Annotated in this window: 29 protein-coding genes; 14 read left to right on the top strand and 15 right to left on the bottom strand. The window is 73.1% G+C overall.

All coding sequences use genetic code 11. The annotated features are described in order from the left end of the window. Positions 1-7 precede the first annotated feature (7 nt). The 4 genes from FE251_RS07540 to exaC are packed head-to-tail and all read right to left on the bottom strand — an operon-like array spanning position 8 to position 3,573. Positions 8-1,081, bottom strand: a complete 1,074-nt coding sequence (locus tag FE251_RS07540; protein WP_139071708.1) for a mechanosensitive ion channel family protein — start codon at positions 1,079-1,081, stop codon at positions 8-10. A gap of 14 nt (positions 1,082-1,095) precedes the next feature. Continuing rightward, positions 1,096-1,398 carry a YciI family protein gene (locus tag FE251_RS07535; protein WP_139071709.1) on the bottom strand — a complete coding sequence of 101 codons (303 nt, stop codon included), beginning with the start codon at positions 1,396-1,398 and terminating at the stop codon, positions 1,096-1,098. 25 nt (positions 1,399-1,423) lie between these two features. Then, a complete protein-coding gene (locus FE251_RS07530; RefSeq protein WP_139948393.1) occupies positions 1,424-1,948 on the bottom strand; it encodes a DUF779 domain-containing protein in 525 nt (174 codons plus the stop codon). A gap of 59 nt (positions 1,949-2,007) precedes the next feature. After that, positions 2,008-3,573, bottom strand: coding sequence for an acetaldehyde dehydrogenase ExaC (exaC, locus tag FE251_RS07525; protein ID WP_139948392.1), 1,566 nt, complete (start codon positions 3,571-3,573; stop codon positions 2,008-2,010). 153 nt (positions 3,574-3,726) lie between these two features. On the opposite strand from exaC, the gene FE251_RS07520 reads away from it, so the two are divergent. Next, complete coding sequence (locus FE251_RS07520) at positions 3,727-4,422, top strand: DUF5701 family protein (protein WP_230976586.1); 696 nt, start codon at positions 3,727-3,729, stop codon at positions 4,420-4,422. Between the two features lie 14 nt (positions 4,423-4,436). Here FE251_RS07520 and arfB read toward each other — a convergent pair whose 3' ends face one another. Then, on the bottom strand, positions 4,437-4,862 hold the full coding sequence (gene arfB / locus FE251_RS07515; protein ID WP_139071713.1) for an alternative ribosome rescue aminoacyl-tRNA hydrolase ArfB: 426 nt from the start codon (positions 4,860-4,862) through the stop codon (positions 4,437-4,439). A 205-nt stretch (positions 4,863-5,067) separates the two neighbouring features. Between arfB and pepN the strand changes: the two genes are divergently transcribed. Beyond that, complete coding sequence (gene pepN / locus FE251_RS07510) at positions 5,068-7,686, top strand: aminopeptidase N (RefSeq protein WP_230976585.1); 2,619 nt, start codon at positions 5,068-5,070, stop codon at positions 7,684-7,686. 4 nt (positions 7,687-7,690) lie between these two features. Here the strand turns inward: pepN and FE251_RS07505 are convergent, their stop codons facing one another. The 4 genes from FE251_RS07505 to FE251_RS07485 all read right to left on the bottom strand — a co-directional run bounded on the left by FE251_RS07505 (position 7,691) and on the right by FE251_RS07485 (position 10,983). Next, complete coding sequence (locus FE251_RS07505) at positions 7,691-8,509, bottom strand: SCO1664 family protein (protein WP_139948390.1); 819 nt, start codon at positions 8,507-8,509, stop codon at positions 7,691-7,693. Next, entirely contained in the window at positions 8,440-8,991 is a 552-nt protein-coding gene (locus FE251_RS07500; protein ID WP_139948389.1) for a DUF3090 domain-containing protein, read from the bottom strand. The genes FE251_RS07505 and FE251_RS07500 overlap by 70 nt, the downstream gene beginning before the upstream one ends. Before the next feature lie 10 nt (positions 8,992-9,001). Beyond that, positions 9,002-9,700, bottom strand: a complete 699-nt coding sequence (locus FE251_RS07495; RefSeq protein WP_139948388.1) for an MSMEG_4193 family putative phosphomutase — start codon at positions 9,698-9,700, stop codon at positions 9,002-9,004. 290 nt (positions 9,701-9,990) lie between these two features. After that, a complete protein-coding gene (locus FE251_RS07485; RefSeq protein WP_139948387.1) occupies positions 9,991-10,983 on the bottom strand; it encodes an LLM class F420-dependent oxidoreductase in 993 nt (330 codons plus the stop codon). Between the two features lie 87 nt (positions 10,984-11,070). Between FE251_RS07485 and FE251_RS07480 the strand changes: the two genes are divergently transcribed. From FE251_RS07480 to FE251_RS15825, 9 genes are all read left to right on the top strand, one after another. Next, on the top strand, positions 11,071-11,694 hold the full coding sequence (locus FE251_RS07480; protein ID WP_139071718.1) for a CDP-alcohol phosphatidyltransferase family protein: 624 nt from the start codon (positions 11,071-11,073) through the stop codon (positions 11,692-11,694). Beyond that, positions 11,691-12,542 carry a DUF881 domain-containing protein gene (locus FE251_RS07475; RefSeq protein ID WP_139948386.1) on the top strand — a complete coding sequence of 284 codons (852 nt, stop codon included), beginning with the start codon at positions 11,691-11,693 and terminating at the stop codon, positions 12,540-12,542. The genes FE251_RS07480 and FE251_RS07475 overlap by 4 nt, the downstream gene beginning before the upstream one ends. 45 nt (positions 12,543-12,587) lie before the next feature. Then, positions 12,588-12,920, top strand: a complete 333-nt coding sequence (locus FE251_RS07470) for a small basic family protein (RefSeq protein ID WP_139071720.1) — start codon at positions 12,588-12,590, stop codon at positions 12,918-12,920. Between the two features lie 11 nt (positions 12,921-12,931). Then, a complete protein-coding gene (locus tag FE251_RS07465; RefSeq protein ID WP_139071721.1) occupies positions 12,932-13,687 on the top strand; it encodes a DUF881 domain-containing protein in 756 nt (251 codons plus the stop codon). A 95-nt stretch (positions 13,688-13,782) separates the two neighbouring features. Next, positions 13,783-14,235, top strand: a complete 453-nt coding sequence (locus tag FE251_RS07460; protein ID WP_139071722.1) for an FHA domain-containing protein — start codon at positions 13,783-13,785, stop codon at positions 14,233-14,235. Then, the gene (gene ftsR, locus FE251_RS07455) at positions 14,232-15,005 is read left to right on the top strand and encodes a transcriptional regulator FtsR (RefSeq protein ID WP_230976583.1); all 774 of its coding nucleotides are present in this window, start codon (positions 14,232-14,234) and stop codon (positions 15,003-15,005) included. Before FE251_RS07460 ends, ftsR begins: the two co-directional genes overlap by 4 nt. 63 nt (positions 15,006-15,068) lie before the next feature. Beyond that, complete coding sequence (locus tag FE251_RS07450; RefSeq protein ID WP_168202679.1) at positions 15,069-15,539, top strand: bifunctional nuclease family protein; 471 nt, start codon at positions 15,069-15,071, stop codon at positions 15,537-15,539. 245 nt (positions 15,540-15,784) lie between these two features. Beyond that, positions 15,785-16,300: a MerR family transcriptional regulator gene (locus tag FE251_RS07445; protein ID WP_176554649.1), complete on the top strand. Its 516-nt coding sequence runs from the start codon at positions 15,785-15,787 to the stop codon at positions 16,298-16,300. A 142-nt stretch (positions 16,301-16,442) separates the two neighbouring features. Continuing rightward, positions 16,443-17,780: a DUF2510 domain-containing protein gene (locus tag FE251_RS15825; RefSeq protein WP_139071724.1), complete on the top strand. Its 1,338-nt coding sequence runs from the start codon at positions 16,443-16,445 to the stop codon at positions 17,778-17,780. A gap of 57 nt (positions 17,781-17,837) precedes the next feature. Here the strand turns inward: FE251_RS15825 and FE251_RS07435 are convergent, their stop codons facing one another. From FE251_RS07435 to FE251_RS07425, 3 genes are read right to left on the bottom strand one after another with little or no spacing between them, the layout of a single operon-like run. After that, on the bottom strand, positions 17,838-19,001 hold the full coding sequence (locus tag FE251_RS07435) for a hypothetical protein (RefSeq protein WP_139948385.1): 1,164 nt from the start codon (positions 18,999-19,001) through the stop codon (positions 17,838-17,840). After that, positions 18,998-20,275, bottom strand: coding sequence for a glycosyltransferase (locus FE251_RS07430; protein WP_139948384.1), 1,278 nt, complete (start codon positions 20,273-20,275; stop codon positions 18,998-19,000). Before FE251_RS07430 ends, FE251_RS07435 begins: the two co-directional genes overlap by 4 nt. A 3-nt stretch (positions 20,276-20,278) precedes the next feature. Continuing rightward, entirely contained in the window at positions 20,279-21,187 is a 909-nt protein-coding gene (locus tag FE251_RS07425) for an ATP-grasp domain-containing protein (protein WP_139948383.1), read from the bottom strand. A gap of 172 nt (positions 21,188-21,359) precedes the next feature. Here FE251_RS07425 and FE251_RS07420 point away from each other — a divergent pair, with 172 nt between their 5' ends. The 3 genes from FE251_RS07420 to FE251_RS07415 all read left to right on the top strand — a co-directional run bounded on the left by FE251_RS07420 (position 21,360) and on the right by FE251_RS07415 (position 23,161). Continuing rightward, positions 21,360-22,007, top strand: coding sequence for a DUF6338 family protein (locus FE251_RS07420; protein WP_139948382.1), 648 nt, complete (start codon positions 21,360-21,362; stop codon positions 22,005-22,007). Positions 22,008-22,451: 444 nt separating this feature from the next. After that, positions 22,452-22,619 (top strand): hypothetical protein, encoded by a 168-nt coding sequence (locus FE251_RS15490; RefSeq protein ID WP_168202678.1) that lies wholly within the window; start codon positions 22,452-22,454, stop codon positions 22,617-22,619. Between the two features lie 86 nt (positions 22,620-22,705). Continuing rightward, positions 22,706-23,161, top strand: a complete 456-nt coding sequence (locus FE251_RS07415) for an ASCH domain-containing protein (RefSeq protein ID WP_139949287.1) — start codon at positions 22,706-22,708, stop codon at positions 23,159-23,161. Between the two features lie 186 nt (positions 23,162-23,347). Here the strand turns inward: FE251_RS07415 and FE251_RS07410 are convergent, their stop codons facing one another. From FE251_RS07410 to FE251_RS07400, 3 genes are all read right to left on the bottom strand, one after another. Further along, on the bottom strand, positions 23,348-23,764 hold the full coding sequence (locus FE251_RS07410; protein ID WP_139948381.1) for a GNAT family acetyltransferase: 417 nt from the start codon (positions 23,762-23,764) through the stop codon (positions 23,348-23,350). Between the two features lie 145 nt (positions 23,765-23,909). Further along, entirely contained in the window at positions 23,910-24,551 is a 642-nt protein-coding gene (locus FE251_RS07405) for a dihydrofolate reductase family protein (RefSeq protein WP_139948380.1), read from the bottom strand. A 62-nt stretch (positions 24,552-24,613) separates the two neighbouring features. Continuing rightward, positions 24,614-25,510 (bottom strand): alpha/beta fold hydrolase, encoded by an 897-nt coding sequence (locus FE251_RS07400; protein WP_230976582.1) that lies wholly within the window; start codon positions 25,508-25,510, stop codon positions 24,614-24,616. Between the last annotated feature and the right edge of the window lie 41 nt (positions 25,511-25,551).

The raw sequence follows: 25,551 nt of genomic DNA, 5'->3' as shown, positions 1-25,551 counted from the left end.
CGGCGGCTCAGCCCGCGACGTCGGCCGCCGGCTCGTGGTCCGGGCCGTACGGCGGCAGGGTGACGCGCCGCACCGGCAGCGCCTGCGGGTCGTTGTCCCGCAGCCACACGACGAGGTGCTCCCGCACGGCGCAGCGCAGGGTCCAGTCGTCGTCGGTGTTCGCCGTCGTCACGAGCGCGCGGACGGTGACGTGCCCGCCGGTGGAGTCGGTGACGAGGAGCGACTTCCCGCGCTTGTCCCACGCGGGGTGCTGCTCGACGAACGCGTCGAAGGCGGCCCGCATCCGCTCGAAGTCGGTGCGCCAGTCGAGCTCGAAGTAGACGACGCCGGTGACCGTGTCGCCGGTCCGGCTCCAGTTGATGAACGGCTGGGTGGTGAAGTACGTCGAGGGCAGCACCTTGTGCCGCTCGTCCCAGATGCTCACGACGACGTAGGACAGCGTGATGTCCTCGATCGTGCTGTACGTGCCGTCGACCTCGACGATGTCCCCGATCCGGATCGCGTCGGTGAACGCGAGCTGGAGCCCGGCGAAGAGGTTGCCGAGGCTGCTCTGCGCCGCGATGCCGACGACCACCGACAGCAGGCCGGCGGAGGCGAGGATCGTCGTGCCGATGCGCTCGACCCCGGGGAAGGTGAGGAGCGCCATCGCCGCGCCGACGACGATGAAGCCGGCGTTGACGAGGCGCCGGATGAGGAGCATCTGGGTACGCGTGCGGCGCCGGTCACGGTCGTCCTGCTTGCGGGCGACGACGCGGCGCTGGGTCTGCTCGAGCCAGGCGAGCACGATGGTCGCCGCGAACCAGACGCCGCTGACGATGATGGCGATGAGCAGCACGTGCATGCCGACGTCCCGCACGGTGCCCGCCTCGGCTGTCGTCCCGAAGGCGATGCGCAGGGCGATGGCCAGCACGAGCGCGCCGAACGGACGGCGCACCCGCAGCCAGGCGGCGTGCAGGCGGGGGGCGCCGCGGTCCGACAGCCGGCGGACGATGACGTAGACGGTGAACATCACGAGCGCGACCGCCGCCGCGGCGGCGAGGAGCGCGATGATCCACCGGAGGAAGGGCCAGAGGTCGTCCATGGGTGCCTGCCGGGTCAGAGCGTCGCGTGCTCGCGCAGCGCCCCCAGGACCGGGTTCCACGGCCTGGCGGTGCGCTTGGTGATGAGGTGCGCCCGGTGGAAGGGGTCCTCGTCCAGCAGCCGGAAGGCGCCGTCGACGTCCTCGGCGAGGACGATGAGGAGGGCGCCGGGGGCGGCGTTGTCCAGCCACGGGCCGGAGGCGAGGAGCGAGCCGGCGTCGACGAGACCGGCGACGAACTCCCGGTGCTCGGGCCGGATCGCGGCGAGGTCGTCGGTGCGGTTCGTGTCGTAGGTGTACTCGACGGCGAAGACGGTCATGCGCACGAGGGTATGTCCTCCGGCGTCACGCGCGCGGGATGGCGCACGCCTCGGCGACCTCCGTGACCACCTGGGGGTGGGTCGCGGCGGGCGGGCGGGCACCGGTGTCCCAGTCCGCTCCGGTGAGGACCGGCTGGCTCTCCAGCGCCCGCAGCTCGGCGTCGTTGAACACCCGGGAGCGGGTGAGGAAGCGGACCCCCTCGGGGCCCTCGACGCTGAACCCGGCGCCGCGGCCGGGCACGACGTCCAGGACGAGCTGGGTGTGGCTCCACGCCCCGAACTGCTGGGCCGAGATCCACACCGGCACGCCGTCCTCGTCGGCGGGCGCGTCGGGGCGCACCTGCCCGGTGAACAGCCGCAGGTCGAGCACGCCGAGGAGGACCTCGCGGTCCCCGACGATGAACTCCCCCTGCGGGTAGCACATGGGGGAGGAGCCGTCGCAACAGCCGCCCGACTGGTGCATCATCAGCGGCCCGTGCTGGTCGCGCAGCCGGTCGAGCAGCTCGCTCGCGGCCTGCAGCGCCACGACCCGCGGCACCCTGACCTCCATGGTCCCTCCCTCGGGTGGGGGACCGGGGCCGCGCGCGGCGGCCCCGGTCCGGCGTCGGTCTAGAAGAAGCCCAGCGGTCCCGGCGCGTAGGACACGAGGAGGTTCTTCGTCTGCTGGTAGTGCGACAGCATCATGAGGTGGTTCTCGCGGCCGATGCCCGACTGCTTGTAGCCACCGAAGGCTGCGTGCGCCGGGTACTGGTGATAGGTGTTCGTCCACACCCGCCCCGCCTGGATGGCCCGGCCCGCCCGGTACATCGTGTCCGCGCTGCGGCTCCACACCCCGGCGCCGAGCCCGTAGAGGGAGTCGTTGGCGATGGCGATGGCCTCGTCGAAGTCCTTGAACGTCGTCACCGACAGGACGGGGCCGAAGATCTCCTCCTGGAAGACCCGCATCGAGTTCTCACCCTTGAAGACGGTCGGCTGGATGTAGTAACCGCCGTCGAGCCCCTCGACGGAGTCGACGCCGCCGCCGATGAGGACCTCGGCGCCCTCCTGGCGGCCGATGTCGAGGTAGCTACGGATCTTCTCGAACTGGTCGGAGGAGGCCTGCGCACCGACCATCGTCGTCGGGTCGAGGGGGTGGCCCCGCTTGATCGCCTTGACGCGGGGCAGCGCCCGGGCCATGAACTCGTCGTAGATCGACTCGTGGATGAGGGCCCGGGAGGGGCAGGTGCACACCTCGCCCTGGTTGAGGGCGAACATCGTGAAGCCCTCGAGCGCCTTGTCGAGGTAGGAGTCGTCGGCGTCCATGACGTCGGGGAAGAAGATGTTGGGCGACTTCCCGCCGAGCTCGAGGGTCACCGGGATGATGTTCTGGGTCGCGTACTGCATGATGAGGCGGCCCGTCGTCGTCTCGCCGGTGAAGGCGATCTTGGCGATGCGCGGGTTGGACGCGAGCGGCTTGCCCGCCTCGAGCCCGAAGCCGTTGACGACGTTGACGACGCCGTCGGGCAGCAGGTCCCCGATGAGGGACATGAGGTAGAGGATCGAGGCTGGGGTCTGCTCGGCAGGCTTCAGGACGACGGCGTTGCCCGCCGCGAGCGCCGGGGCGAGCTTCCACGTGGCCATGAGGATGGGGAAGTTCCAGGGGATGATCTGCCCGACCACCCCGAGCGGCTCGTGGAAGTGGTAGGCGACGGTGTCCTCGTCGAGCTGGGAGATGCCGCCCTGCTGGGCGCGCAGCGCGCCGGCGAAGTACCGGAAGTGGTCGATCGCCAGCGGCAGGTCCGCGGCGAGCGTCTCGCGCACGGGCTTGCCGTTCTCCCACGTCTCGGCGACGGCGAGCCGCTCGAGGTTCTCCTCCATGCGGTCGGCGATGCGGTGGAGCACCAGCGCCCGCTGCGCCACGGAGGTGCGCCCCCAGGCCGGGGCGGCCGCGTGGGCGGCGTCGAGGGCGAGCTCGATGTCCTCGGCGGTGCCGCGCGCGACCTCGGTGAACGTCTTGCCGTCCACCGGGCTCTGGTCGGCGAAGTACTGGCCCTTGACGGGCGGGACCCACCGGCCCCCGATGTAGTTGTCGTAGCGCTTCTCGTAGCTCATCAGCGCGCCCTCGGTGCCCGGGGCGGCGTAGACGTTCGGCTGCGGCGCGGCGGTGTCCTTGGCGACGTCGGTCTCGATGGTCATGAGCGAGTACTCCCTCGTGCTCTCGATCTGCCGTGAGTGGCTCGTCGTCGAACCACCCGCCCCCGACGATATGTCGTGGATCACATCCTGGGAAGAGTTCTGGCGGCGCGTGCGTTGACCCCGGGGCGCCCACCATCCCAGGAGGTCACCGTCGTGCCCCAGCAGACCGTCACCCACCCCGCCGACCTGCCCACCGTCCTCGCCGGCCCCTCGGCCGCGCAGACCGCCGTCGACCCTGTCGCCCCGCCCGAGGCCGAGCTCGAGCGGCAGGTGCGCACCTATGTCGAGCTCGGCTTCCCCGCCCTGCTCGGCACCGACGAGGACGGGCTGCGCGCGCTCGTCGAGCCGCTGCGCGCGCAGCTGCCGCCCGCCGGGGCACCGACGTCCGTCCCGCCCGAGGACCACGTCCCGTTCGTTCTCGTGCTCGCCCTCGAGCGGCCGGGTGACGCCGTCCCCGCCATGCGGCTGGGGCGGCGCGGCGGCGTCAGCCTCATCGACGACGACGAGCTCGCGACCTACCGCCCCGTGGTCGACGTCCCGGACGGCCCCGCCCACCTCGTGCGCGACGTCGACACCGGCACCCGGTTCCTCGGCGTGACGCCCGAGAGCGCCACGGAGACGATCCGCGCGGAGGGGCGCCGCCCGCTCACCGTCGCTGAGGGGCTGGCGCTCGTCGTCGTGCGCCCGGACATGCTGCGTCCCGGCCGCTGCTTCTCCCTCGCCGGCTCGCGCACCGGCACGAACCAGCGGGTGCCCGCCGTGTGGATCTCCGAGCGTCGCCCCAAGCTCGGGTGGTGCTGGGACCGCAACCCGCACACCTGGCTCGGCACCGCGTCGGCGGCCGGCTGAGGCCGCGGCCCGCCTCAGTCCGCCGGGCGGCGGCGCAGGGCCTTGGTCTGGCTGCGGCGGGTCTTGGCCTCGGCGCGCCGGCGCTGGGCGCCCCGCGAGGGCTTCGTGGGCCGGCGCGTCGGAGGTGGGGGAGCGAGCGCCCCGCGCAGCAGGTCGGCCAGCCGGGCGGCGGCCGCCTCGCGGTTGCGCAGCTGGGAGCGGTGCTCGCTGGCCACGACGGTGAGCCGGCCGTCGACGAGCCGGCCGGCGAGGGCCGCGAGCACCCGCTCACGCTGCCGCTCGTCCAGCGCCGTGGTCCCCGCGACGTCGAGGGTGAGCTCGACCCGGGAGTCGGTCGTGTTGACGCCCTGGCCACCGGGCCCCGAGGCCCGGGAGAAGCGCCACTGCAGCTCCTCCTCGCGCACGACGACGGCGCGCGTCACGTGCAGGTCACCGGGCATGGCGCCAGCCTCTCATCCGCCGAAGACCGCAGGCGCGCTCATTCCTGCCACGACTGAGGTCCGCGTCACGGTCCGGGCCGTGCCTCACCGGCGTGTCGCAGGGCGTGTCGCGCAGGTCGTGGCGTGTTTTCCGGTCGCTCGGGCACGCGGGGACCGGCCGCGTCCGCGTGGCCCGGTGGGCGGTCCTCGTGCTTTGCTCCTCCCCGTGAGCAACCTGACCCGCGACGAGACCCGCGGCCGCGCCGCCCACCTGAGCCTCCACACCGTCACCGTGGAGCTCGACCTGCGCGCAGCCCGCGACGGCGGCACCCCGACCTTCCCGACGACGACGACCGTGAGCCTGACGAGCACCGCGCCCACGACGTGGCTCGACTTCCTCGGACCCCGCGTCCACGCCGTCGTCGTCGACGGCGAGGAGCAGCCGGTGCGCTTCGATGACGGCCGGGTCCACGTCGAGGGGCTGCGCACGGACGGCGGGGAGTCGACCGTCGTCGTGCGTGGCGAGGGTGCCTACTCGCGCACTGGCGAGGGGCTGCACCGCTTCGTCGACCCGGTGGACGGGCAGACCTACCTCTACACCCAGTACGAGCCCGCCGACGCCCGGCGCGTCTTCGCGAACCTCGAGCAGCCCGACCTCAAGGCGTCCTACACGTTCGTCGTCACCGCGCCGGAGGACTGGCACGTGCTGTCCAACTCCGCGGCGCAGGAGGTGAGCGACGCCGAGGACGGCGGGCGGACGTGGACCTTCGCGCCCACGCCGCCGCTGTCCACCTACATCACCGCCGTCGTCGCCGGGCCCTACCACCGCGAGGAGGGCAACTGGTCGCGCGAGCTGCCCGACGGCACCACCCTCGAGGTGCCGCTCGGCCTGTGGTGCCGCGCCTCCCTCGCGCCCTACCTCGACGCCGCGGAGTTCCTCGAGGTCACCCGCCAGGGCCTGGACCTGTTCCACGACGCCTTCGACTACCCCTACCCGTGGGGCAAGTACGACCAGGTGCTCGTGCCCGAGTACAACCTCGGCGCGATGGAGAACCCGGGCCTGGTGACCTTCACCGAGCACTACCTCTTCCGCTCCCAGGCCACCGAGGCCCAGCGCGAGGGCCGCGCCACGACGATCCTCCACGAGATGGCCCACATGTGGTTCGGCGACCTCGCGACGATGCGCTGGTGGGACGACCTGTGGCTCAAGGAGTCCTTCGCGGACTACATGGGCACCTACGCCACGGCCACCGCCACCCGCTTCTCCACCGCGTGGACGAGCTTCGCCCTGCGCCGCAAGGCCTGGGCCTACCGCCAGGACCAGCTGCCCAGCACCCACCCCGTCGTCGCGGACATCCCCGACCTCGAGGCCGCCAAGCAGAACTTCGACGGCATCACCTACGCCAAGGGCGCCTCGGTGCTCAAGCAGCTCGTCGCGTTCGTCGGGCCCGAGGCGTTCCTCGCCGGTGCCCGCGTCTACTTCCCCCGCCACGCGTTCGGCAGCACGACCCTCCCGGACCTCCTCGCCGCGCTCGAGGAGGCCTCGGGCCGCGACCTGTCGGCGTGGAGCGGGCAGTGGCTGGAGACCACCGGCCCCTCGACGCTCACCGCCGAGGTCGACCTCGCGCAGGGTGAGGACGGCCGGGAGACCGTCGCCCTCCTGCGGGTCCACCAGGAGGACGCGGGCGGGGTGCTGCGCGACCACCGCCTCGTCGTCGGGTGCTACGCCGCGGGCGAGGACGGCGCCCTCGTGCGCACCCACCGGTTCGAGACCGACGTGACCGGCGCCGTCACCGAGGTGGCCGAGGCCGCCGGGATCCCCGCGCCGGACCTCGTCCTCGTCAACGACGACGACCTCACCTACGCCAAGGTGCGCCTCGACCCGCGGAGCAGCGCCACCGCGCTGCGCTCGGCGGGGACCCTCGCCGAGCCGCTGTCCCGCGCCGTCGTGTGGTCGGCGCTGTGGAACGCGACCCGCGACGCGGTCCTGCCCGCCGAGCGCTTCCTCGACGCCGTCGTGAGCCAGCTGCCGGCGGAGGAGGAGATCGGGATCGCGCGCGACCTGCTCGCCCACGCCGCGACCGCCGTCGAGCACTACCTGCCGGTCGAGCAGCGCGCCGGGGCGCGCGGTCTGCTCGCCGAGGAGACCTACGCGCGGCTCACCGAGCGTGAGCCCGGCTCGGGCCTGCAGCTCGTGTGGGCGCGTGCCTTCGCCGACGCCGCCGCCCGCGCGCCGGAGGCGGCCGGCCACGTCCGCGCGGTCCTCGCCGGTGAGGTCGAGGGCCTGCGGCTCGACCCGGACCTGCGCTGGTCGCTGTGGCAGGCGCTGGCCGCTGTCGGCGAGGCGGGGCCGGAGGACCTCGACGGCGAGCTCGCCCTCGAGGACACCGCGACCACCCGCCTGGCCCGTCGCGCCGCGCTCGCGGGGCGCCCGGACGCCGACGTCAAGGCCGGCGCCTGGGCCGAGCTCGGGCTGCCCGCGCCGGGCACCGACGCCGCCCTGGGGGACAGCGACCTGTCCAACGACGAGGTCGACGCCGTCCTCACCGGCCTCACCCAGCCGCTGCACGCCGACCTGCTCGACGGGTACGTCGAGCAGTACTTCGCCCTCCTCCCCGCGATCTGGGAGGGCCGCTCGATCGAGATCGCCGAGCGGCTCGTCCAGGGGCTCTACCCTTCGTGGGCGGCGGAGGAGGACGGCGCGGTGGAGGAGCAGCCGGTGGTGCGCCGGACCCGGCGCTGGCTCGACGAGCACGCCGAGGCGCCCGCAGGGCTCCGCCGCACCGTCCTCGAGCAGCTCGACGACCTCGAGCGCGCACTGCGCGCCCGGGCCGCGGCGGCCTGACCGGCTAGAAGGGCGGCCAGGGGATCGCCGGGTAGCCGGCGGGCGGCAGGGGGAACCGCCCGGCGGCGAGCAGGCGGTCGCAGCGATCGGTGAGGGCGATGACCTCGGCGGGCTCGAGCAGCCCGCCGAGCGCCGCGCCGAGCTCGCCGTCCAGGTCGGTGCGCACCCGCTGGACCCCGGCCACCTCCTCGGCCGTGAGCCCGGCCCCCGCCCACCCCCAGAGCACGGTGCGCAGCTTGTGCTCGGGGTGGAACGTCAGCCCGTGGTCCACGCCGTACCGGTGGCCGCCCTCGACCGCGAGGACGTGCCCGGCCTTGCGGTCGGCGTTGTTGACGACGACGTCGAATACCGCCATCCGCCGCAGGGCGGGGGAGTCCTCGTGGAGGAGGGCGACGGGCCGGTCCTCCTCGTCGACACCCTCCAGGACGCGGCACCATCCCTTCGCCGGGGCCTCCCCGGCGGGGACGAGGAGGACGGCGTCCTGCTCCGGGTCCGGCTCGCACCAGACCTGGGCCATGCCGGTACCGAGCGGCCCCTCGCACAGCCAGGTGCGGGGGACCAGCCCCCACCCCGTCGCCTCCGAGACGAGGTAGGCGGCGACCTCCCGGCGGGCGAGCGTCCCGTCGGGGAAGTCCCACAACGGCCGCTCCCCGGCGACGGGCTTGTAGACGACCGGCTCAGGCCCGAGGCGGCCGAGGAAGGTGGCGTTGGAGGCCGAGAGGATCCGCGCGTCGAGAACGATCTCGGCGCCGCTCACCGCAGCCCGTCGGTGGGCCCGCAGTCGTGGCCCTCGGGGTCCATCGGCTCCCCGCACCGGGGGCATGCCGGGCGCCCGGCGGCGACGACCTCGCGGGTGCGCTCGGCGAAGGCGCGGGCGGTACCGACGGGGATGCGCACGACGAGCGCCTCCTCCACCTCGGGGACGACCGGCTCGAGCGTCTCCGCGTCGACCGTCTGGATCGGGACCGCCTCGATGACGAGCTGGGCGGTGGAGGGGTCCCAGCCCAGGCCCATGACCCCGACGCGGAACTGCTCCGCGACCGGCTGGTCGAGGCCCTCGGTGTCGATGAGCTCCTGCGGTGCCTCGGCCGGGACGCTGAAGCGGTTGCCGTCGGTGGCCATGAGCTCGTCGAGCAGCTCGTCGATCTTCTCGGCGAGCGCGGCCGACTGCTCCTTCTCCAGCGCGACGGACAGGAGCTGGCTGCCGGTGCGTGCCTGGAGGTAGAAGGTGCGCGCCCCGGGCTGCCCGACCGTCCCGATCACGAGCCGGTCGGGCCAGTCGAAGGTGTGGACGGTGACGGGCACGTTCCCCATGCTACGAGGCGGGCGGCGAACCCGCCGGTCCGGCCCCGCCCCCGACCTGGGCCCCCTCGTGCCGGGCGGCGAGCCACGAGAGGTCGCCGTCGTCGGTGTTGACGGCGAGCACCTGCGGCGCGGCGGGGGCGTAGCGCACGACCGAGAGCGACGCGGGGTGGACGTGGAGGCGCTGGAAGAGGTCGAGGTGCAGGCCGAGGGCGTCGGCGAGGACCGCCTTGAGCAGGTCTCCGTGACTCACCGCGGCCCACACCGCGCCGGGCCCGTGCTCGGCCTCGACCTCCGCGTCGATCCGGCGGACCGCGCCGACCGCCCGCGCGTGCATCTCCACGAGCGACTCCCCGCCGGGGAATACGGCGGCCGAGGGCTGGCGCTGGACGACCTGCCACAGGTCCTCGCGGGCGAGGTCGGCCAGGGCCCGGCCCTGCCAGCGGCCGTAGTCGCACTCGGTGAGCGCGTCCTCCACCCGGGTCGGCGGGCTCCCGGCCTGGCGGTCGAGCACCGCCTGCGCCGTCTCCCGACACCGTTCGAGCGGGCTGGTGACGACGAGGGCGAGCGGCACGCCGGCGAGACGTGCGCCGGCGTGCCGAGCCTGCTCCCGCCCCGTCCCGTCGAGGACGACGCCCGGCGTGCGGCCCGCGAGCACCCCCGCGGTGTTCGCGGTGCTGCGGGCGTGCCTCACGAGGATGACGGTGGCCATGGGAGGCGATCCTAGGTCCCGGGGCCGGGCGCCGCCGGGCGGGTCCCCCTCAGAGCACCGCCTGGAGGAAGTCGCGGGTGCGCTGCTCGCTGGGGTGGGTGAACAGCTCGCCGGGCGCGCCGTCCTCGATGATGTGGCCCGCGCGCCGGACGGCGTCCACGAGAGGCGATCGTGGCGGGCGGAGGTCGCCGTCGACCTCCGCCCGCACCGCAGCGGAACACCCGTCGCGGATCGTTACCGCACCGCGACACGCTTGACCGCTGCTTTGCGGTCGAGGGAACCTTGTTTGACTAGTCCTGCAGTGCGGGGATGACCTCCTGCTCGAAGAGCTCCATCCCGCTCGTGTCGTAGGCCGCCTCCGGGAAGTAGAGGATCGCGTAGGTCATCCCGAGGTCGCGCAGCGCGGAGAGGTTCTCCACGATCTGCTCGGGCGTGCCGCACGCCGGCATCCCCCGGATGGCGCCGAGCTCGCGCTCGACCTTGTCCTCCGGCACCCCGGCGGAGCGCAGCCGGTCGGCGAGCTGGTCCAGGCGGTCCTGCACCTCGGCCTCGTCGCGCCCGATGGCGACGTTGTAGTTGGAGGAGCGGGTGATGCGCTCGACGTCGGTGCCGACCTCGCGGCAGTGCTCGGCGAGGATCGCCGACTTGTGGGCGAAGCCCTCCGGGGTGCCGTCGAAGTTCGTGTAGTCGGCGTACTGCGCGGCGATGCGCAGGGTGACCTTCTCGCCGCCGCCGGCGATCCACAGCGGCACGCCACCCTCCTGGAGGGGGAGGGGGCGGCAGATGGCACCGTCGACCTGGTAGTGCTCGCCGCTGAAGGTGGCCACGCCCTCGCGCCACGCCTGGCGCATGATCTGGACGCCCTCACGGAGCATCGCCAGACGCTCGCCCGCCCGCGGGAAGCCGTAGCCGTAGGCGCGCCACTCGTGCTCGTACCAGCCGGCGCCGATCCCCATCTCCAGGCGGCCGCCGCTCACGTGGTCGATCGTGGCTGCCGCCTTGGCGAGGTACATCGGCGGGCGGTAGGCCATGCACGTGCACATCTGGCCCAGGCGCACCCGGTCCGTGCTCGCGGCGAGGGCAGCCATGAGGGACCACGCCTCGTGGGTCGCCTCCTCGCTCGGGACCGGGGTCGTGTGGAAGTGGTCGTACACCCACACCGACTCCCACGGCCCGGCATCGGCCCGGCGGGCCAGGTCTCGCATGAGCGGCCACTGCCGCACGTCCTCGATGCCGACGAGGTCGAAGCGCCAGCCTTGCGGGATGAAGAGTCCGAATCGCATGGCCAGAGAGTACGGGCAGGTCACGGCACGGTCACGCCTGGCGCGCCCGCCTCCGCGAGTCGCTCCCACCTGCGTACCCTGGACCCCGTGGACACCGGGGAGGAGACGGCGCGCGCGGCCGCCGACGAGCGCGTCTGGACCGTCCCCAACGCCATCAGCTTCCTGCGCCTGGCACTCATCCCGGTCTTCGCCTGGCTGATCGTCGGTGAGCACGACGTCGCCGCGCTCATCGTCCTCGCCGTCGCCGGCGCCTCCGACTGGGTCGACGGGTTCATCGCCCGGCGCTTCGACCAGGCGAGCCGCCTCGGGCGCATGCTCGACCCGGCGGCCGACCGGCTCTACATCTTCGTCACGCTGATCGGCCTCGCCTACCGCGAGATCGTCCCGTGGTGGCTCGTCGTCGTCATCGTCGCCCGCGAGCTCGTGCTCGCCGGGACGATGCCCGTGCTCGTCCGCCATGGCTACGGGCCGCTGCCGGTGCACATGGCCGGCAAGTCCGGGACGTTCTGCCTCATGTACGCCTTCCCGCTGCTGCTCCTGGCCTCCGTGCCGGGCGTGGTGGGGGAGGTCGCGTGGACCGTCGGCTGGGCCAGCGCCCTGTGGGGCGTGGGCCTGTACTGGTTCGCCTGCCTGCTCTACCTGGAGCAGGTCGCGTGGATCGTGCGCCGCGACCGTGCGGGGTCGGGCGCAGCCGCACCAGGTGCCGGATGACCGGGGGGCGGCTGCGGCTGGACGAGTCGATGACGCTCCTGACGGAGGTCATCGAACGGCCCCTGGACCCCGGCTACGCCGAGGCTGCCCGGCGGCGGGCCGATGGCACCGCTCCGGCGATGCCCTGGTGGCGCAAGCTCGTCGTCGCCGTCCTCGCGGCGGTCCTGGGCCTGGGCGGGGTGTGGGCCGCGCGCGAGCTGCGCGCCCCCAGCGCCACGGCCAGTGAGGCACGAGCGGTCCTCCTGTCCCAGATCGAGGAGGGGGTCGCGGATGCCGACGCCCTGCGCCAGGAGAACGCCGCCCTCGCGGCCGCCATCGACACCCTCCAGGAGGAGTCGCTGCGCGTCAGTGACCCCGAGTTCCTCGACGAGGTCCGCGCTCTCGCGCTGAGCGCCGGTGGGGTGAGCGTCCAGGGCCCCGGCCTGCGGATCACCCTGGACGACTCGCGTGACGCCCAGGCCGGGACACCGGGCTCCGAGATGGGCCGGGTGCAGGACCTCGACCTGCAGATCCTCGCCAACGCGCTGTGGGCGTCGGGGGCCGAGGCCGTCGCCATCAACGGCCACCGCCTCTCCAGCGTGAGCGCCATCCGCTCCGCCGGCCTGGCGATCCTCGTCGACCTCGCGCCGCTGGCCCGGCCCTACGTCGTCGAGGCGGTCGGCGACCCCGACGCCATGCGTGCCCAGCTCGCCCGCAGCAGCGCCGGCGCCCACCTCGCCACGCTGCGCGACTCCGTGGGCATCCCGGTGTCGTTCGAGGAGGCCGACGAGCTCGTGCTCCCCGGCACCACCGAGCGCAGCCTGGAGCACGCCGAACCGCTCGCCACGCCGGAGGCGGGGGACCGATGACCGGACAGGACCGGCCGCCGCGGGCGGCAGGGGAGGAGCACTGACATGTTCGCCGTCATCGGACTCGTCGTCGGCGTCGTCGCCGGCATCCTCATCGAACCCACCGTGCCGACCGGGCTGCAGCCCTACCTCCCGATCGCCGTCGTCGCGGCGCTCGACGCCCTCTTCGGCGGTCTGCGGGCCTACCTCGACGGGGTGTTCGACGACCGCGTCTTCGTCGTCTCCTTCGTCTTCAACGTCCTCATCGCCGCGCTGCTCGTCTTCCTCGGTGACCAGCTCGGGGTGGGGGCGCAGATGACGACGGCGGTCGTCGTCGTCCTCGGCATCCGGATCTTCTCCAACGCGGCCTCGATCCGCCGGCACGTGTTCAAGGCGTGAGGAAGGTGCGCGTGCAGGACGAGCGACCCACCGGGGAGGGCACCGCCGCCCGCGCCCGCCTGCGCCAGCTCGTGCTGCGCCGGCAGCCCACGTGGGTCCACGTGCTCATCGTCCTGCTCTGCGCGGCGGTCGGCTTCGCCCTCGCCGTCCAGGTGCGCCAGGCCCAGGAGGACACCTACGCGACGATGCGCCAGGACGACCTCGTGCGGCTCATCGACGAGCTCGGGGCTCGTAACCGCGAGCTCACCGAGGAGGGCGTGGCGCTGCGCCGCGAGCTCGACGACCTCGAGTCCGGGACGAGCTCGCTGGAGGCTGCGCGGGAGGCGGCCGAGCAGCAGGCCCGCGTCCAGGGCATCCTCGCCGGGGTCCTGCCGGTCACCGGGCCGGGCATCGAGCTCCGCGTCGAGGACCCGAACGCCGAGGTCACGGCCCCGACGTTCGTCACCGTGCTGGAGGAGCTGCGCAACGCCGGCGCGGAGGCGATCGAGCTCAACGGCCAGCGGATCACCGCCTCGAGCTGGCTGGGCACCCGCACCGGCGGGCTGGTCGTCAGCGGCGTGGAGATCGAGCCGCCGTACGTGTGGCGAGCCATCGGCGACCCGCAGACGCTCGCCGTCGCCCTGGACATCCCCGGGGGCGCGCTCGCCTCGATCCGCACCGCGGGCGCGACGGTCGAGGTCGAGCAGGAGGAGCGCGTCGAGATCACCTCCGTGCGCGAGCTCCAGCAGCCCGAGTGGGCCACGCCGAGCCCCGCGGACGAGGGCTGAGGACGAACTGCGTGTCACACGGGCCTCATCGGGAACTATGGTGGTGGCATGAGGCCGGGGTGACACCCGGTGGGTCGTTGAGGGGAGCACACGTAATGGGTACCGAACCCGAGCCGCAGGACATGTCGCGCACGACCGCCCGGTTCGGCGCCATCGGAGCGACGGACGAGACCCTCGCGCGCACGGACGTCCCGCCGCCGGACCTCGCGGCCGTCGAGGGCCTGCCCCCCGGCCACGCGCTGCTCATCGTCCAGCGCGGGCCGACAGCGGGTGCACGGTTCCTGCTCGACACCGACCGGACGATCGCCGGACGCCACCCGAGCGCCGACATCTTCCTCGACGACGTCACGGTCTCCCGCCGTCACGCGGAGTTCGTCGCGCACGAGGGTGGCTACGTCGTCCGTGACGTCGGCTCCCTCAACGGGACGTACGTCAACCGGGAGCGGATCGACTCCGCCGTCCTCCACGCGGGCGACGAGGTGCAGATCGGCAAGTACCGCCTCACCTACCACCCGAGCCCGAACCGCGGCGACGCCACGGCCCAGTGAGCGCGACCGCACGCCGCGCCACCGGCCCCGAGCCCGCGGAGCAGAACCGTCCCGAGGAGGCGCCGAGCACCTGGCCGCCCGGCGCCTCCACCGAGCCCACGATGAGCATCGGCGCGGTGCTCGCCGTGCTGCAGCCGGAGTTCCCGGCGGTCCGCATCTCCAAGCTGCGCTTCCTCGAGGAGCAGGGCCTGGTGAGCCCGCGCCGCAGCGGCTCGGGCTACCGGATGTACAGCCAGGCCGACGTCGAACGGCTGCGCTACGCCCTCACCGCCCAGCGCGACTCGTTCCTGCCCCTGCGGGTGATCCGCGACCAGCTCGAGGACCTCGACGCCGGACGTCCGGTCGCCGACGCGCCGGGCACCCGGGTCGTCACGCGTGACGGCGAGCTCGTCCGCCCCCGGCCCTCGGCCCGGGTACGGCCCGAGGAGATCGCCGACCTCACCGGCGTCAGCCTCGCTGAGATCGAGGAGATCGCCGCCGCTGGGCTCATCGTCGCCGACCCGCGCGGTCGGTTCCCCGGCCGCGCCGTCGACGTCGTGCAGCACGCGGCGACGCTCGCCCGGCAGGGGATCAGCCCGCGGCACCTGCGCACCGTCCGGACGGCGGCCGAGCGCCACGCCGACACGATCGAGCAGGTCGTCGCGCCCGTGCGCGCGCAGCGCTCGGGCGCCGGACGGGAGCGGGCGGCGGCTCGTGCGCTGGAGCTCGCGGAGGTCTACGGGCGGCTGCACGCCGACCTCCTGCGTGCGGCGGTGGACGACCTCGCCTGAGGGCGCGTCCGGTGGCCGACCATCCGCAGGCACGCCCGTGACGATGGTCGTACCGTTGCGGGTATGCGAGAGATGGACGTGCTCGGCGTCCGGGTGAGCATCCCGGAGAACGAGGTCGTCGTCGTCCTCGCTGCGAAAGGTGCCGGCAGGGTCGTGCTCCCCATCGTCATCGGGCCGCGGGAGGGCGCTTCGATCGCGACCGCGCAGGCCGGGATCGTCCCCGAGCGCCCCCAGACGCACGACCTGTTCATCGCGCTGCTTGAGGCCACCGGGGTGAGCCTCGAGCGCGTCCAGGTGACCAAGCTGGAGCACGGCACGTTCCACGCCGAGCTCCACCTGTCCACCGGGCACCGGGTGGACTCGCGGCCCTCGGACGCCATCGCGCTCGCGCTGCGCGCCCAGTGTCCGGTGCTGTGCGCCGAGGACGTGCTCACGACGGCAGGCGTCATCATGGACGCGGAGGACGAGGCCGACGTCGTCGCGAACTTCCAGGCGTTCCTCGAGGACGTCGAACCGGAGGACTTCGAGGCGTGAGGGGAGGGGCAACCGGTTGCCGCGAGGGCCGACCTCGAGGTGAAGTAGAGGTTGAGACACGCGGCACGAAACACGCCGAGCGACGCGCCCGGGCGTGTCGTTGACTGGGCTGCCCCCGGGTCCTAGCGTGGGGGACATCAGGGCCGGAGCACACACCTCGTGCACGGCGTGAACGAACGGGAGTGCACGTGAGCGGCAGCGACGCGACAGCAGCCGGTGCAGCGGTCCCTCAGCGGGCGCAGGGAATGCTCTTCGGAGACGCCCTCCCGGACCTGGACACCGAGACCGGCTACCGCGGCCCCACGGCCTGCCGGGCAGCGGGTATCACCTACCGGCAGCTCGACTACTGGGCCCGCACCGGGCTGGTCGAGCCGAGCATCCGCAACGCCAGCGGCTCGGGCTCCCAGCGGCTCTACAGCTTCCGCGACATCCTCGTGCTCAAGGTCGTCAAGCGACTGCTCGACACCGGGGTGTCCCTCCAGCAGATCCGCACCGCGGTCCACCACCTGCACGAGCGCGGCGTCGATGACCTCGCCGGCATCACGCTCATGAGCGACGGCGCCAGCGTCTACGAGTGCACGAGCGCCGACGAGGTCATCGACCTCGTCCAGGGCGGTCAGGGCGTCTTCGGCATTGCGGTCGGCCGCGTGTGGCGTGAGGTCGAGGGCTCGCTCGCCGAGCTGCCCACCGAGCGGGCCGAGCGTGGGACCCCCGTGGAGGACGAGCTCTCCCGCAGGCGGCGCGCCCGCGACGCGGGCTGACGACATCGGGACCTGGGCCATCGGCCCAGGTCCCTCTCGTTTTCCCGCCTTCCCGGCAGCCGCATGGGGAAGGGGACATTTCCCCATGGAAACTCTTGTACATCTGTCGGTTTGAGGGCGTTACAACTCCTACTATTCGACCATGACTAATCCGATCGCCGGTTGGTACCCCGACCCCTCAGGGGACACGAGCAAGCTGCGGTACTGGGACGGCACGTCCTGGACCGCCCACTACGCGCCCGCCCAGGCGGCAAGCCCCGCCGCGGGTGAGCAGTCGACTGCGCCCGGCACACCGGAGAGCGGCCAGCCCGCCGCCGGGCCGAGCGACACCCCCACGACCCAGCTGCCGGCCCAGTCGGACACGCCCACCGCCGCCTACCCCGCGGCACAGAGCTTCGGCCAGCCCTCCCAGCAGGGCTACCCGCAGCCGGGTCAGCCCGGCTACGGCCAGCCCGGTCAGCAGGGTTACGGGCAGCCTGGTCAGGCGGGTTACGGCCAGGGTGGCTACGCCCAGCAGGCCGCTCCCGGCCAGGACGCCTACGCCCAGTACCCCGGGAGCCAGCAGCCCTACGGGCAGCCTTACGGAGGACCGCCGCAGGACGGCTACGGCCAGCAGCCCGGTGAGTCCGACGGTGGCTCCGGCAAGGGCCTGGTCATCGGCATCGTCGTCGCCGCGCTCGTCCTCATCGCTGCCGCGGTGACCGCCGTCGTCCTGCTCCTCAGCGGTGACGACGAGCCCGAGCCCCGGCCCGTCACGTCTCCCACGGCGGTGGAGCCCACCGAGGAGCCCTCCGTGGCCCCCACCGAGGAGCCCACCGAGGAGGACACGTCCGAGCCCGAGCCGACGGGGTCCGCGAGCGGCGGGGCCATCGAGCTGGGCACGCCCGCCGAGGGCTCGTTCGACGCGGGCGGCACCTGGACCGCCACGCTGACCCTCACCGAGGCAACGCCGGTGGTGGTCGACGCCGCCTCCGCATCCGGTGACCTCCAGCTCAGCCTCACCGGCGGTGACGTCACGCTCGAGAACGACGACCGCGGCCAGTTCTTCAAGTACCGCGAGGCCAGCATCCTCGACCCCGCCATCGGCGCCTACCTCGAGCCGGGGGAGTACGAGGTCGCGGTCTCCGGGTTCGGGGCCTCGACCGCCGCCGACTTCACCCTCACCGCGGTGGCCGCCGTGCCCCTCACCCCCGGTGAGACGGTGTCCGTGGACACCGACGGCGAGCCGTGGGTCGGGTACCTCGATCTCACCGACGCCGCGCTGGTGACGGTCGACGTCGCCTCGAGCGAGGGTGACGCCGTCCTGGGCCTGTTCGACTCCGCCGGTGAGACGCAGGGGATCGACGACAGCACCGACGGCTCGGGGCAGATGACCGACCCGTACTTCCAGGCCGAGCTGCCGGCCGGTCCCACGTTCATCTCCCTCCACGAGTACTTCAGCGACCCGCTGGTCGCGGAGCTGACCGTCACCGTCGAGTGACACCTCCGACGCCCCCGGGAGCACGCCTCCCGGGGGCGTCGTCGTACGCCGGAGGGCTCATGAGGTGGGAGTGGCCCTCGAGCCCCACACGGTCGCGAGGGCCTGCCAGTCCTCGTCGGTCATGAGCGAGAGCGGGCTGACGTTGACGGACGTGATCCCGTTGGTGGCGGCGAGCCCGACGGCCTCCTGCAGCGTCTCGGCCGGGATGGACTCCTCGGACCCCCCGTCCTCCGCGCTGGCCCGGCCGGACCACAGCCCGACCGAGACGGTGAACCGGGACATGTCGAAGCCTGCGTCCTCGAGTGCCGCGGTCACCTCCTCGATCTCGGCGGGCGGGCGCTGGGCGTAGAGGTAGGCCCACAGGACCAGGCGGTCCGCGGCCTCGAGGAGGACGGTGTAGTCCTGACCGCTCGAGGGGTCGCCGAGGGCCGGGTCGGTCCAGTTGACCCGGACGTCGACGGCCAGCGCGATGTGTGCGCCCGCCCCGTCGCGCACGTCGTCGAGGGCGGCGCGCATCCGGGCGAGCAGGTCGGCGATCACCTGGGAGGTCCACGCTCCCAGCGCGGGGTCGCTCTCGGCGATCGTGCCGTCCGCGTCACGGGGCCAGTCCACGGCACCGGTCATCTCCTGGAACAGCGCGAGGTCCTCCTCCCCGAAGTGGAAGCCGCTGAGGAAGAGCTCGGTCACCGCGATCTGACTGGGGTCGTAGCGCTCGCCGAGCGCGGCGACGTACTGCACGAGACGCTCGCCCACCTCACCCCGGGCGAGCTGGTGGGCCGAGGGCAGGTACTGCGACCGGACGCCCTCTGCGGACGTCCCGGCGAGGGAGGGGTTCTCGGCGATCCAGGCAGGGACGTACGCGTCGACGATGAGCCCGACCGGCCGCGCACTGCCGTCGGCACTCTCCCGCAGGGCGCGGGAGGCGCGGGCGAGGTGGTCGGCGCCGGACTCGGCCGCCGCGTCGGGGTGGGCGGGCCAGTCGAACGCGGTGAACTCCACCCGGCCGGCGTTGAGGTCCACCGCCGTCACGCCGGCCTCGTCGAGGCGGGCGTCGATCGCCGCCCAGTCTGTGCCGGGGTCGATGACGATGCCGAAGTCGACGCTGACCGAGCGCAGCTCCTCGGGCAGGTCCTCAACCGCCAGGTCGGGCGGGACGTCACGCCACGGCGCGGCGATGACCACGGCGACGACGAGTACGGCGACGACGGTGAGCAGGATCATGACGGCCCAGGGTCCTGGTCGTCGACGAGGCCGTCCACGCTCACTGTCCCGGTCCGCTCCAGCTTGTTCCATCTGTTCTCCGCGTTGCTGAGCTCGAGCCGCGCGGCGTCGAGGATGACGAAGGTCATGAGGGTCGAGTACAGCGGCCAGAGGACGATCGTCCAGGCGTGTCGCAGGTCGCGGGGCGCCCGGTCGACGAGCACGGCGGCGAGGAGGAGGACGACCGACATGCCGAGGCCGACGAACAGGATCCAGGCGACCAGCGACTCGGGCAGCCACCGCGTGCCCTGGACGACGACGAGCACGACCAGGGCGATGGCGCCGAGCACCTGGAGGAAGGGTGCGATGACCTGCGAGACGGTGTTGAAGAGCAGGTAGACGCCGAAGGCGCCGTACCGGGGGTTGCCGACCATGCGGCGGTGCAGCGCGGTCACCTGGAGCAGCCCTCGTGCCCAGCGCACGCGCTGGCGCCACAGGCCGCGCAGGGTCGAGGGGGACTCGGCGTAGACGACGGCGTCCGGGGCGAAGGCGACCTGGTAGCCGCTGCGGTGGACCCGCCACGTGAGCTCGAGGTCCTCACCGAGGGTCGAGGTGTCCACCGGCCCGGTCTGCTCGAGGACGTCGCGCCGGAAGGCGCCGATGTTGCCCGAGACGATGGGCAGGCAGCCGAGGGTGTCGAGGGCGCGGCGCATGAGCCCGGTGCCGACGTGGCTGATGAGCGCCAGGAGGCGGGTGAGGATGCGGTCGGTGTTGACCGGTCGGTCGTTGCCGCACACGGCGCCGACCTTCTCGTCGCGGAACCCGCGCAGCAGGCGGGTGACGGTGTCCGGGCGAAAGATGCCGTCGGCGTCGGCGAGCAGGAGGACCTCGCCGTGGGAGGCGGCGATGCCCGTGTTGAGGGCACTTCCCTTGCCCCCGTTGACCTGGCGGATCGCCTGCACCCGGGGGTCGGCGGCGGCGAAGTGCCGCATCCAGTCGTAGGTGTCGTCCGCTGAGCCGTCGTCGACGCACACGATCTCGAGCCGCGCGTGGTCGCTGCGCAGGAGCGACTGGATGCAGTTGCCGATCACCCTGCCCTCCTCGAACGCCGGGATGATGACGCTCACGAGAGGTGGCTCGATGAACAGCGGGCCGCAGCCGGCCGGGCCGAGGCCCTTGCTGCGGCCACGGAGCTCGAAGACGATCGCCCAGGGGAGGATGGCGAGCCGGACGATCCCGACGGCCAGCAGCGACACGCCGATCACCAGGACGAGCGCGATGGCGACGCCGGTCACCGCTCAGCCCGGCCAGTCGCCGAGGAGCGCCTCGAAGATCTCCGGGGCCTCGGCGGAGACAGCGCCGAAGCGGGCGTTGACCTCGAGGACGACGGGGGTGCCGTCGTCCAGGCGGCGCACGTCCATGTCGAGCGGGCCGACGAGCCCGAGGGCCCGGGCGCAGCGCGTGGCGAGGTCGGCGACGTCCTGGGCCCCGCCGTCGGACACGCGTCGCACGGCGGTGGCGTTGCCGACGAGCCCGTCCTCGAGCTCGGTCTTCTCGAGGACGACGACGACGCTCTCACCGGTGACGGGGGAGCGGTAGACCTGCGGGCTGTACTCGCGGCCCGGCGCGAACGCCTGCACCACCCACGAGCCGTCGAAGTCGGACCAGTGCTGTGCGTCCGCGTCCTGCACGACGTGCACGCCCCGCCCGCCACGTGACACGCGGGGCTTGACGACGACGGGCCCGTCGAAGTGGCGCAGGACGGTCGCGGTGGAGGCGAAGGCGTCCGCGGGGGCGTGGCGGGGGACGGCGACGTCCTGGCGGGCGAGGGCCCACATGGTGAGGAGCTTGTCACCGGCGACGGCCGCCGGTCCGGGCGGGGAGACGACGACCCTGCCGGTGAGGCCCGCCGCCTCGGCCAGGACGGCGAGGCGGGGGAGCTCCTCGGAGACCGTCGGGACGACCAGGTCGGGCTCGACGCGGGCGAGGAGCTCGAGCATGAGCCGGTCGTAGGAGGGGTCGGTGGCCCACGGTGCGGACTCGACCGCGGCGAAGCCGGGCACGGAGGCCGGCACGGCGTCCACGCCCACGACGCCGAGCGGGTCGTCGGGGCCGCGCGCGAGCAGCTGTCTGCCCAGTGCGCGGCCCGCCGGCCCGGCCGCACCGGTGACGAGCAGCGTGCGCGTGTCCTGTCTCACAGCCTCCATGGGCAAAATCGTAGGCGGGCCCCGGGGCGGTCGCCCGGTAGGGAGGGGCCCAGGCACCGGGGGAGAGGGGCGACCTTCCCGGCGCCCGGGGCTTCCTTCCGCCGTGGAACCGCTACCGGCGTACGGCGGGCGGGTGGAGAATCGGGCCACGCCCACACGCGGGGGAGGACCTGTGCCTGAGACGTGGATGCAGGTGGCCGTCATCCTCGCTGCCGTCATGCCCGGGTTCGTCTACCAGGTGAGCAGGCGCAAGGTGGCGGGTCCCGGCCCCGACGAGCGGGAGTTCGCGGTCCGGGTGCTGCGAGCAGTCGCGGCGAGCGCGGTCTTCGCCGGCGTCTACGCCGCCGCGTTCGGCCCGACGGTGGTGAGGTACGTCCGCGAGCCGGCCTCCACCTTCGAGGACATCCGGCTGGTGGCCCTCGCGTTCCTGCTCCTGGTCGTGCTCGTGCCATGGGCAGCGGCGCGAGCGGCCGTCTACCTCAGGACGTCGCGATGGTTCGCCGAGCTCAGCGCCACGCTGACGTCGCGGCTGAGGCTGAGGAGGTCCTGGAACCCGACGCCCAGTGCCTGGGACTACGCCTTCGCCACCGTCCGGCCCGGCTGGGTCCGCGTCCGCCTGTCCGACGGCTCCTGGGCAGGGGGCTGGTTCGGGTACGACTCCTTCGCGACGTCGTTCCCCGAGCCGCAGGAGCTCTACCTGGAGGTCGGCTACGTCATGTCGGAGGAGGGGACCTTCACCGCGGAGGTCTCGGCGCCGGAGGGGGTGATCATCCGCTGCCAGGACGCCCTCGTGGTGGACTTCATCCCGCCAGAGAACTGATACTGGGGCGGTCGAGGAGGCGTGATGCGTACCAAGGGGAGCACCAGGGGCGACAAGGGAGAGAGCGTCAGGGGAGTGGCGCCCGTCCGGACGAAGTGGGTCGCGCCCAGCGCCGGTGGGTACTCGGCCCGGTCGGCCCCGGGTGAAGCAGTCGAGCGCCCCTCGACGCCCCCGAGCAACGGGGCCTCGGTCTCCCGTCCGCGCCGGTCGCAGGCGGCCGGACAGTGACCCGCGAGGAGGGCCCGCCGCCGCGGGAGCCGGGGTGGCAGGTGCCGGACGCCGGCTCGCTCACCGAGGGATGGGTCGTCGAGCCGCGCGACGAGGGTCCGAAGCGTCCGCTGCCCACCCCGCCGAAGACACCGGCAACACCGAAGAGGAACACGAAGAAGTAGCGCCGGACGACGGCGCCGGGCGAGGCCCGTCACCACCGACAGGAAGAGATCTGTGGCCACCTACGACCTGATGTTCAGCGCGTTCCTCCTCATGCCGGTCATCGGCGGCGTCGTGACGGGCGGGGCGGTGCTCGTCGCCCGCCTCGTCCGAAACGTCCGGGCTGACCGGGTCGGAGCCGGGGGAGGGGCGATCAGAGCTCGTGGGACGATCGGCGTGTGACCGACCAGGATCGCTCGTCCGACACCAGTCCGCCGCCCACGGGCCCGACGCCGGCGGCCGCGCTCGACACCGAGGCGGCGGAGCGCATGTGGGCGGAGTACGCAGGCGCCCACCCGGAGGTGGTGAGCGCCGGGTCGGAGCACACGGTCGACCGGTTCGGGGACTCGGCCGAGCTGTCCGACGAGCTGTTGGCGATCGTCCTGAACGGCACGAAGCGGGCCACCGCCGACCTAGTCGCCGAGTTCGCCGCACGCGGTGAGGCGCTGCCGCGAGTCGGCTCGCACTGGGTCGCCTGCGACGGGGCCGGAGCTCCTCGAGCGGTGCTGCGCAGCACCGAGCTGCGCCTGGGAACGATCGGTGACGTCGACGAGGACTTCGCCCGCGACGAGGGCGAGGGCGACCGGACGCTGCAGTCGTGGCTGCGGGAGCACCGGCGTTACTGGGAACGCACCTGCGCCGCACGCGGCGACGTGTTCATCGACCAGCACGAGATCGTCTTCGAGCGCTTCCGTGTCGTGTGGCCGCCGGAGATCGCGGACTGACGTCCCGTCAGCTCATGCCCTGGTGAGGGAGTGGCGCATCGGCCAGGCATCCTGGCCGGCTGCAGCGTTTTGACATAATGTACATTATCGGCGTTACGCCAACGAATGCCGATCGGCCTCCGACCGGGCGATGTCCAGGACGACTGCCGTGAGGCGCGACGCTCGGACCGGCGTGCCCAAAGCTCGTCAGTCGTCGAACCGACGGCCCAGCACCTTGACGTCGGACGCCTCGTACCCCAGGGCCTCGTAGAACCCGATGACGCCGGCGTTCTGTGCGCGGACCATCAGCTGGATCTTCGGTATGTGCCGCTCGCGTACCCACTGCTCACAGGCCCGCATGAGCATCCGGGCATACCCCTTGCCCTGGAGGTCCGGAGTGACGGCCACGTAGTAGACCCATCCTCGATGACCGTCGTGGCCGACCATGGCGGTAGCGACCAAGGTCCCGGTGGGCTCATAACCGCCCAGGACCGTCGAGTCGGGACCCTGCATGGCCCTGGTCAGGTCAGCACGGGCGTCGTTCCACGGCCGGGTCAAGCTGACGGCTTCCCACAGTGCGACTGCCGAGTCGTAGTCGGCGGGCTCGAGGGGTCGGATCTGCACCCGTCTCACTGTAGGAGGAGGCCTGCCGAGTCCGCGCGCACTTCACGCGGGGCTCCACTGTGCCCCCCGCGCCGGGACCGTGCGGCCGCCAGAGCGAGCGCACGGTGGACGGCACGGGGGCGCACAGTCGCGGTGAGGCGCCGTGTCAGCGCCTCGTCATCGTGAGGTGGGTGACGCCGCTCGCGGTCGAGACCGCCTCGACGTCGTAGTCCCGCTCGATGGCCTCGAGCCCGTCCCACAGCCGGCTGCCGCGGCCGAGCACGATCGGGACGACGACCACGTGGATGTCGTCGACGAGGCCGGCCGCGATGAAGTCGCGTGCGACGCTCGCACCACCACCGATCCGCACGTCCAGGCCGCCGGCGGCCTCGCGGGCGACCTCCAGCGCCTGTGCCGGGCCGGCGTCGAGGAAGTGGAACGTCGTGCCGCCGGCCATCTCCAGCGGCGGCCACGGCCGGTGCGTGAGCACGAAGGTCGGCGTGTGGAACGGCGGCGTCTCACCCCACCAGCCGCGCCACTCGGGATCGTCCTGCCAGCCGGGCGGGCCGAACTTGTTCGCGCCCATGATCTCGGCGCCGATCCCCTCCTCGTGCCGGCGCGCCATGGCGTCGTCGACGCCCTCGCTGCCGGACTCGGCGCCGATGAGCGAGGCGCCGAAGCCGGTGGCGAACATCCACTCGTGGAGCCGCTCGCCGGCGTGGCCCATGGGCGTCTCCAGGCTCTGGCCCTCCCCCGCGCCGAAGCCGTCGAGCGAGATGGACAGGTTGTGGATCCTCGTGCGTGACATGCGCATTCCTCCGTCTAGGGTCTTGCGGTGCTGACCGGCGCCGCGGCCAGGAGTCATCTGCCTCAGGCCGCGCGTGCGAACCAGTCGAGAGCGAGCTCGGCCACCTCGGCGGGCGCGTCGTCGGTGATGAAGTGCGCGGCGTCGTCCACGTAGGTGATCTCGAGGTGGTCGGCGCACGTGCCGGCGTCGCGGCAGATGGTGGCGACGAGCCCTTCCTCGAAGCCGTAGTCGCGCCGGCCGAACACGACGAGCGTCGGCACGGTGAGGCGACGGCGCCGGTAGGTCCCGCCCACCATCCGTGCCGCTTCGGGCAGGACCATGCGTCGGGTGAGCGGCCGGACCGCGGCGTCGACCTCCGGCCGTGCCATCGGCGCGAGGTGCGCCGCGAGAACCTCGGCCGGGACAGGATGCGCGGCGTACCTCTCGGAGAACGTCCGGTCCATCGGCGCGCCGCGCCGGTGCCACACGAAGCGCGGGAGGTGTGAGAAGGCCCGGTACAGCTGCGGAGCGAAGCGCATGAACCCGGGCGGCACGCTGAGCTGTACCGCCGTCCTGACCCGTTCCGGGTGCTCGTAGCTCAGCTGCATGGCGGTGACGACGCCCATGTCGTGCGAGACGAGGTCCACGCGGTCGAGGTCGAGTGCGTCGAGCAGCGCGAGCAGATCCTCCATGCGCGTCTCGCGGTCGACGCGCGGGTCGCGTGCCGACGTCCAGCCGGCGCCCCGGAGGTCCGGGCACAGCGCCCGGTAGCCGTGTGCCGCAAGCGCCGGTGCGACATCGCGCCACTGCCACCAGTGCTGCGGGCTGCCGTGCAGGAGGAGGACCGGGCGCCCCTCCCCCACGGCGGCGAGATGCGTCCGCAGGCCCGGCGTCTCCACGACGAGGTGCTCGAACCCCTCGGCCTCCGGCAGGGGCGGTGACCATGCGCCCGCGGGTCCGGCGCTCGGCAGCGTGTCCATGGCAACCTTCTTCGCTCGTTGGACTACTATGAACATAGTAG

The sequence above is a fragment of the Georgenia wutianyii genome, assembly GCF_006349365.1.
Lineage (GTDB): Bacteria > Actinomycetota > Actinomycetes > Actinomycetales > Actinomycetaceae > Oceanitalea > Oceanitalea wutianyii.
Note: the sequence above shows the minus strand (reverse complement) of the source record. Positions and strands in the feature narration are given on the sequence as shown.

What these genes read in the sequence shown, in the direction of transcription:
- FE251_RS07540 (WP_139071708.1), bottom strand. Translation starts at nt 1,081, where the DNA reads ATGGACGACCTCTGGCCCTTCCTCCGGTGGATCATCGCGCTCCTCGCC.
- FE251_RS07535 (WP_139071709.1), bottom strand. Translation starts at nt 1,398, where the DNA reads ATGACCGTCTTCGCCGTCGAGTACACCTACGACACGAACCGCACCGAC.
- FE251_RS07530 (WP_139948393.1), bottom strand. Translation starts at nt 1,948, where the DNA reads ATGGAGGTCAGGGTGCCGCGGGTCGTGGCGCTGCAGGCCGCGAGCGAG.
- exaC (WP_139948392.1), bottom strand. Translation starts at nt 3,573, where the DNA reads ATGACCATCGAGACCGACGTCGCCAAGGACACCGCCGCGCCGCAGCCG.
- arfB (WP_139071713.1), bottom strand. Translation starts at nt 4,862, where the DNA reads ATGCCCGGTGACCTGCACGTGACGCGCGCCGTCGTCGTGCGCGAGGAG.
- FE251_RS07505 (WP_139948390.1), bottom strand. Translation starts at nt 8,509, where the DNA reads ATGCCCCCGGTGCGGGGAGCCGATGGACCCCGAGGGCCACGACTGCGG.
- FE251_RS07495 (WP_139948388.1), bottom strand. Translation starts at nt 9,700, where the DNA reads ATGGCCACCGTCATCCTCGTGAGGCACGCCCGCAGCACCGCGAACACC.
- FE251_RS07485 (WP_139948387.1), bottom strand. Translation starts at nt 10,983, where the DNA reads ATGCGATTCGGACTCTTCATCCCGCAAGGCTGGCGCTTCGACCTCGTC.
- FE251_RS07475 (WP_139948386.1), top strand. Translation starts at nt 11,691, where the DNA reads ATGACCGGGGGGCGGCTGCGGCTGGACGAGTCGATGACGCTCCTGACG.
- FE251_RS07470 (WP_139071720.1), top strand. Translation starts at nt 12,588, where the DNA reads ATGTTCGCCGTCATCGGACTCGTCGTCGGCGTCGTCGCCGGCATCCTC.
- FE251_RS07460 (WP_139071722.1), top strand. Translation starts at nt 13,783, where the DNA reads ATGGGTACCGAACCCGAGCCGCAGGACATGTCGCGCACGACCGCCCGG.
- FE251_RS07450 (WP_168202679.1), top strand. Translation starts at nt 15,069, where the DNA reads ATGCGAGAGATGGACGTGCTCGGCGTCCGGGTGAGCATCCCGGAGAAC.
- FE251_RS07445 (WP_176554649.1), top strand. Translation starts at nt 15,785, where the DNA reads ATGCTCTTCGGAGACGCCCTCCCGGACCTGGACACCGAGACCGGCTAC.
- FE251_RS15825 (WP_139071724.1), top strand. Translation starts at nt 16,443, where the DNA reads ATGACTAATCCGATCGCCGGTTGGTACCCCGACCCCTCAGGGGACACG.
- FE251_RS07435 (WP_139948385.1), bottom strand. Translation starts at nt 19,001, where the DNA reads ATGATCCTGCTCACCGTCGTCGCCGTACTCGTCGTCGCCGTGGTCATC.
- FE251_RS07425 (WP_139948383.1), bottom strand. Translation starts at nt 21,187, where the DNA reads ATGGAGGCTGTGAGACAGGACACGCGCACGCTGCTCGTCACCGGTGCG.
- FE251_RS07415 (WP_139949287.1), top strand. Translation starts at nt 22,706, where the DNA reads ATGTGGGCGGAGTACGCAGGCGCCCACCCGGAGGTGGTGAGCGCCGGG.
- FE251_RS07405 (WP_139948380.1), bottom strand. Translation starts at nt 24,551, where the DNA reads ATGTCACGCACGAGGATCCACAACCTGTCCATCTCGCTCGACGGCTTC.
- FE251_RS07400 (WP_230976582.1), bottom strand. Translation starts at nt 25,510, where the DNA reads ATGGACACGCTGCCGAGCGCCGGACCCGCGGGCGCATGGTCACCGCCC.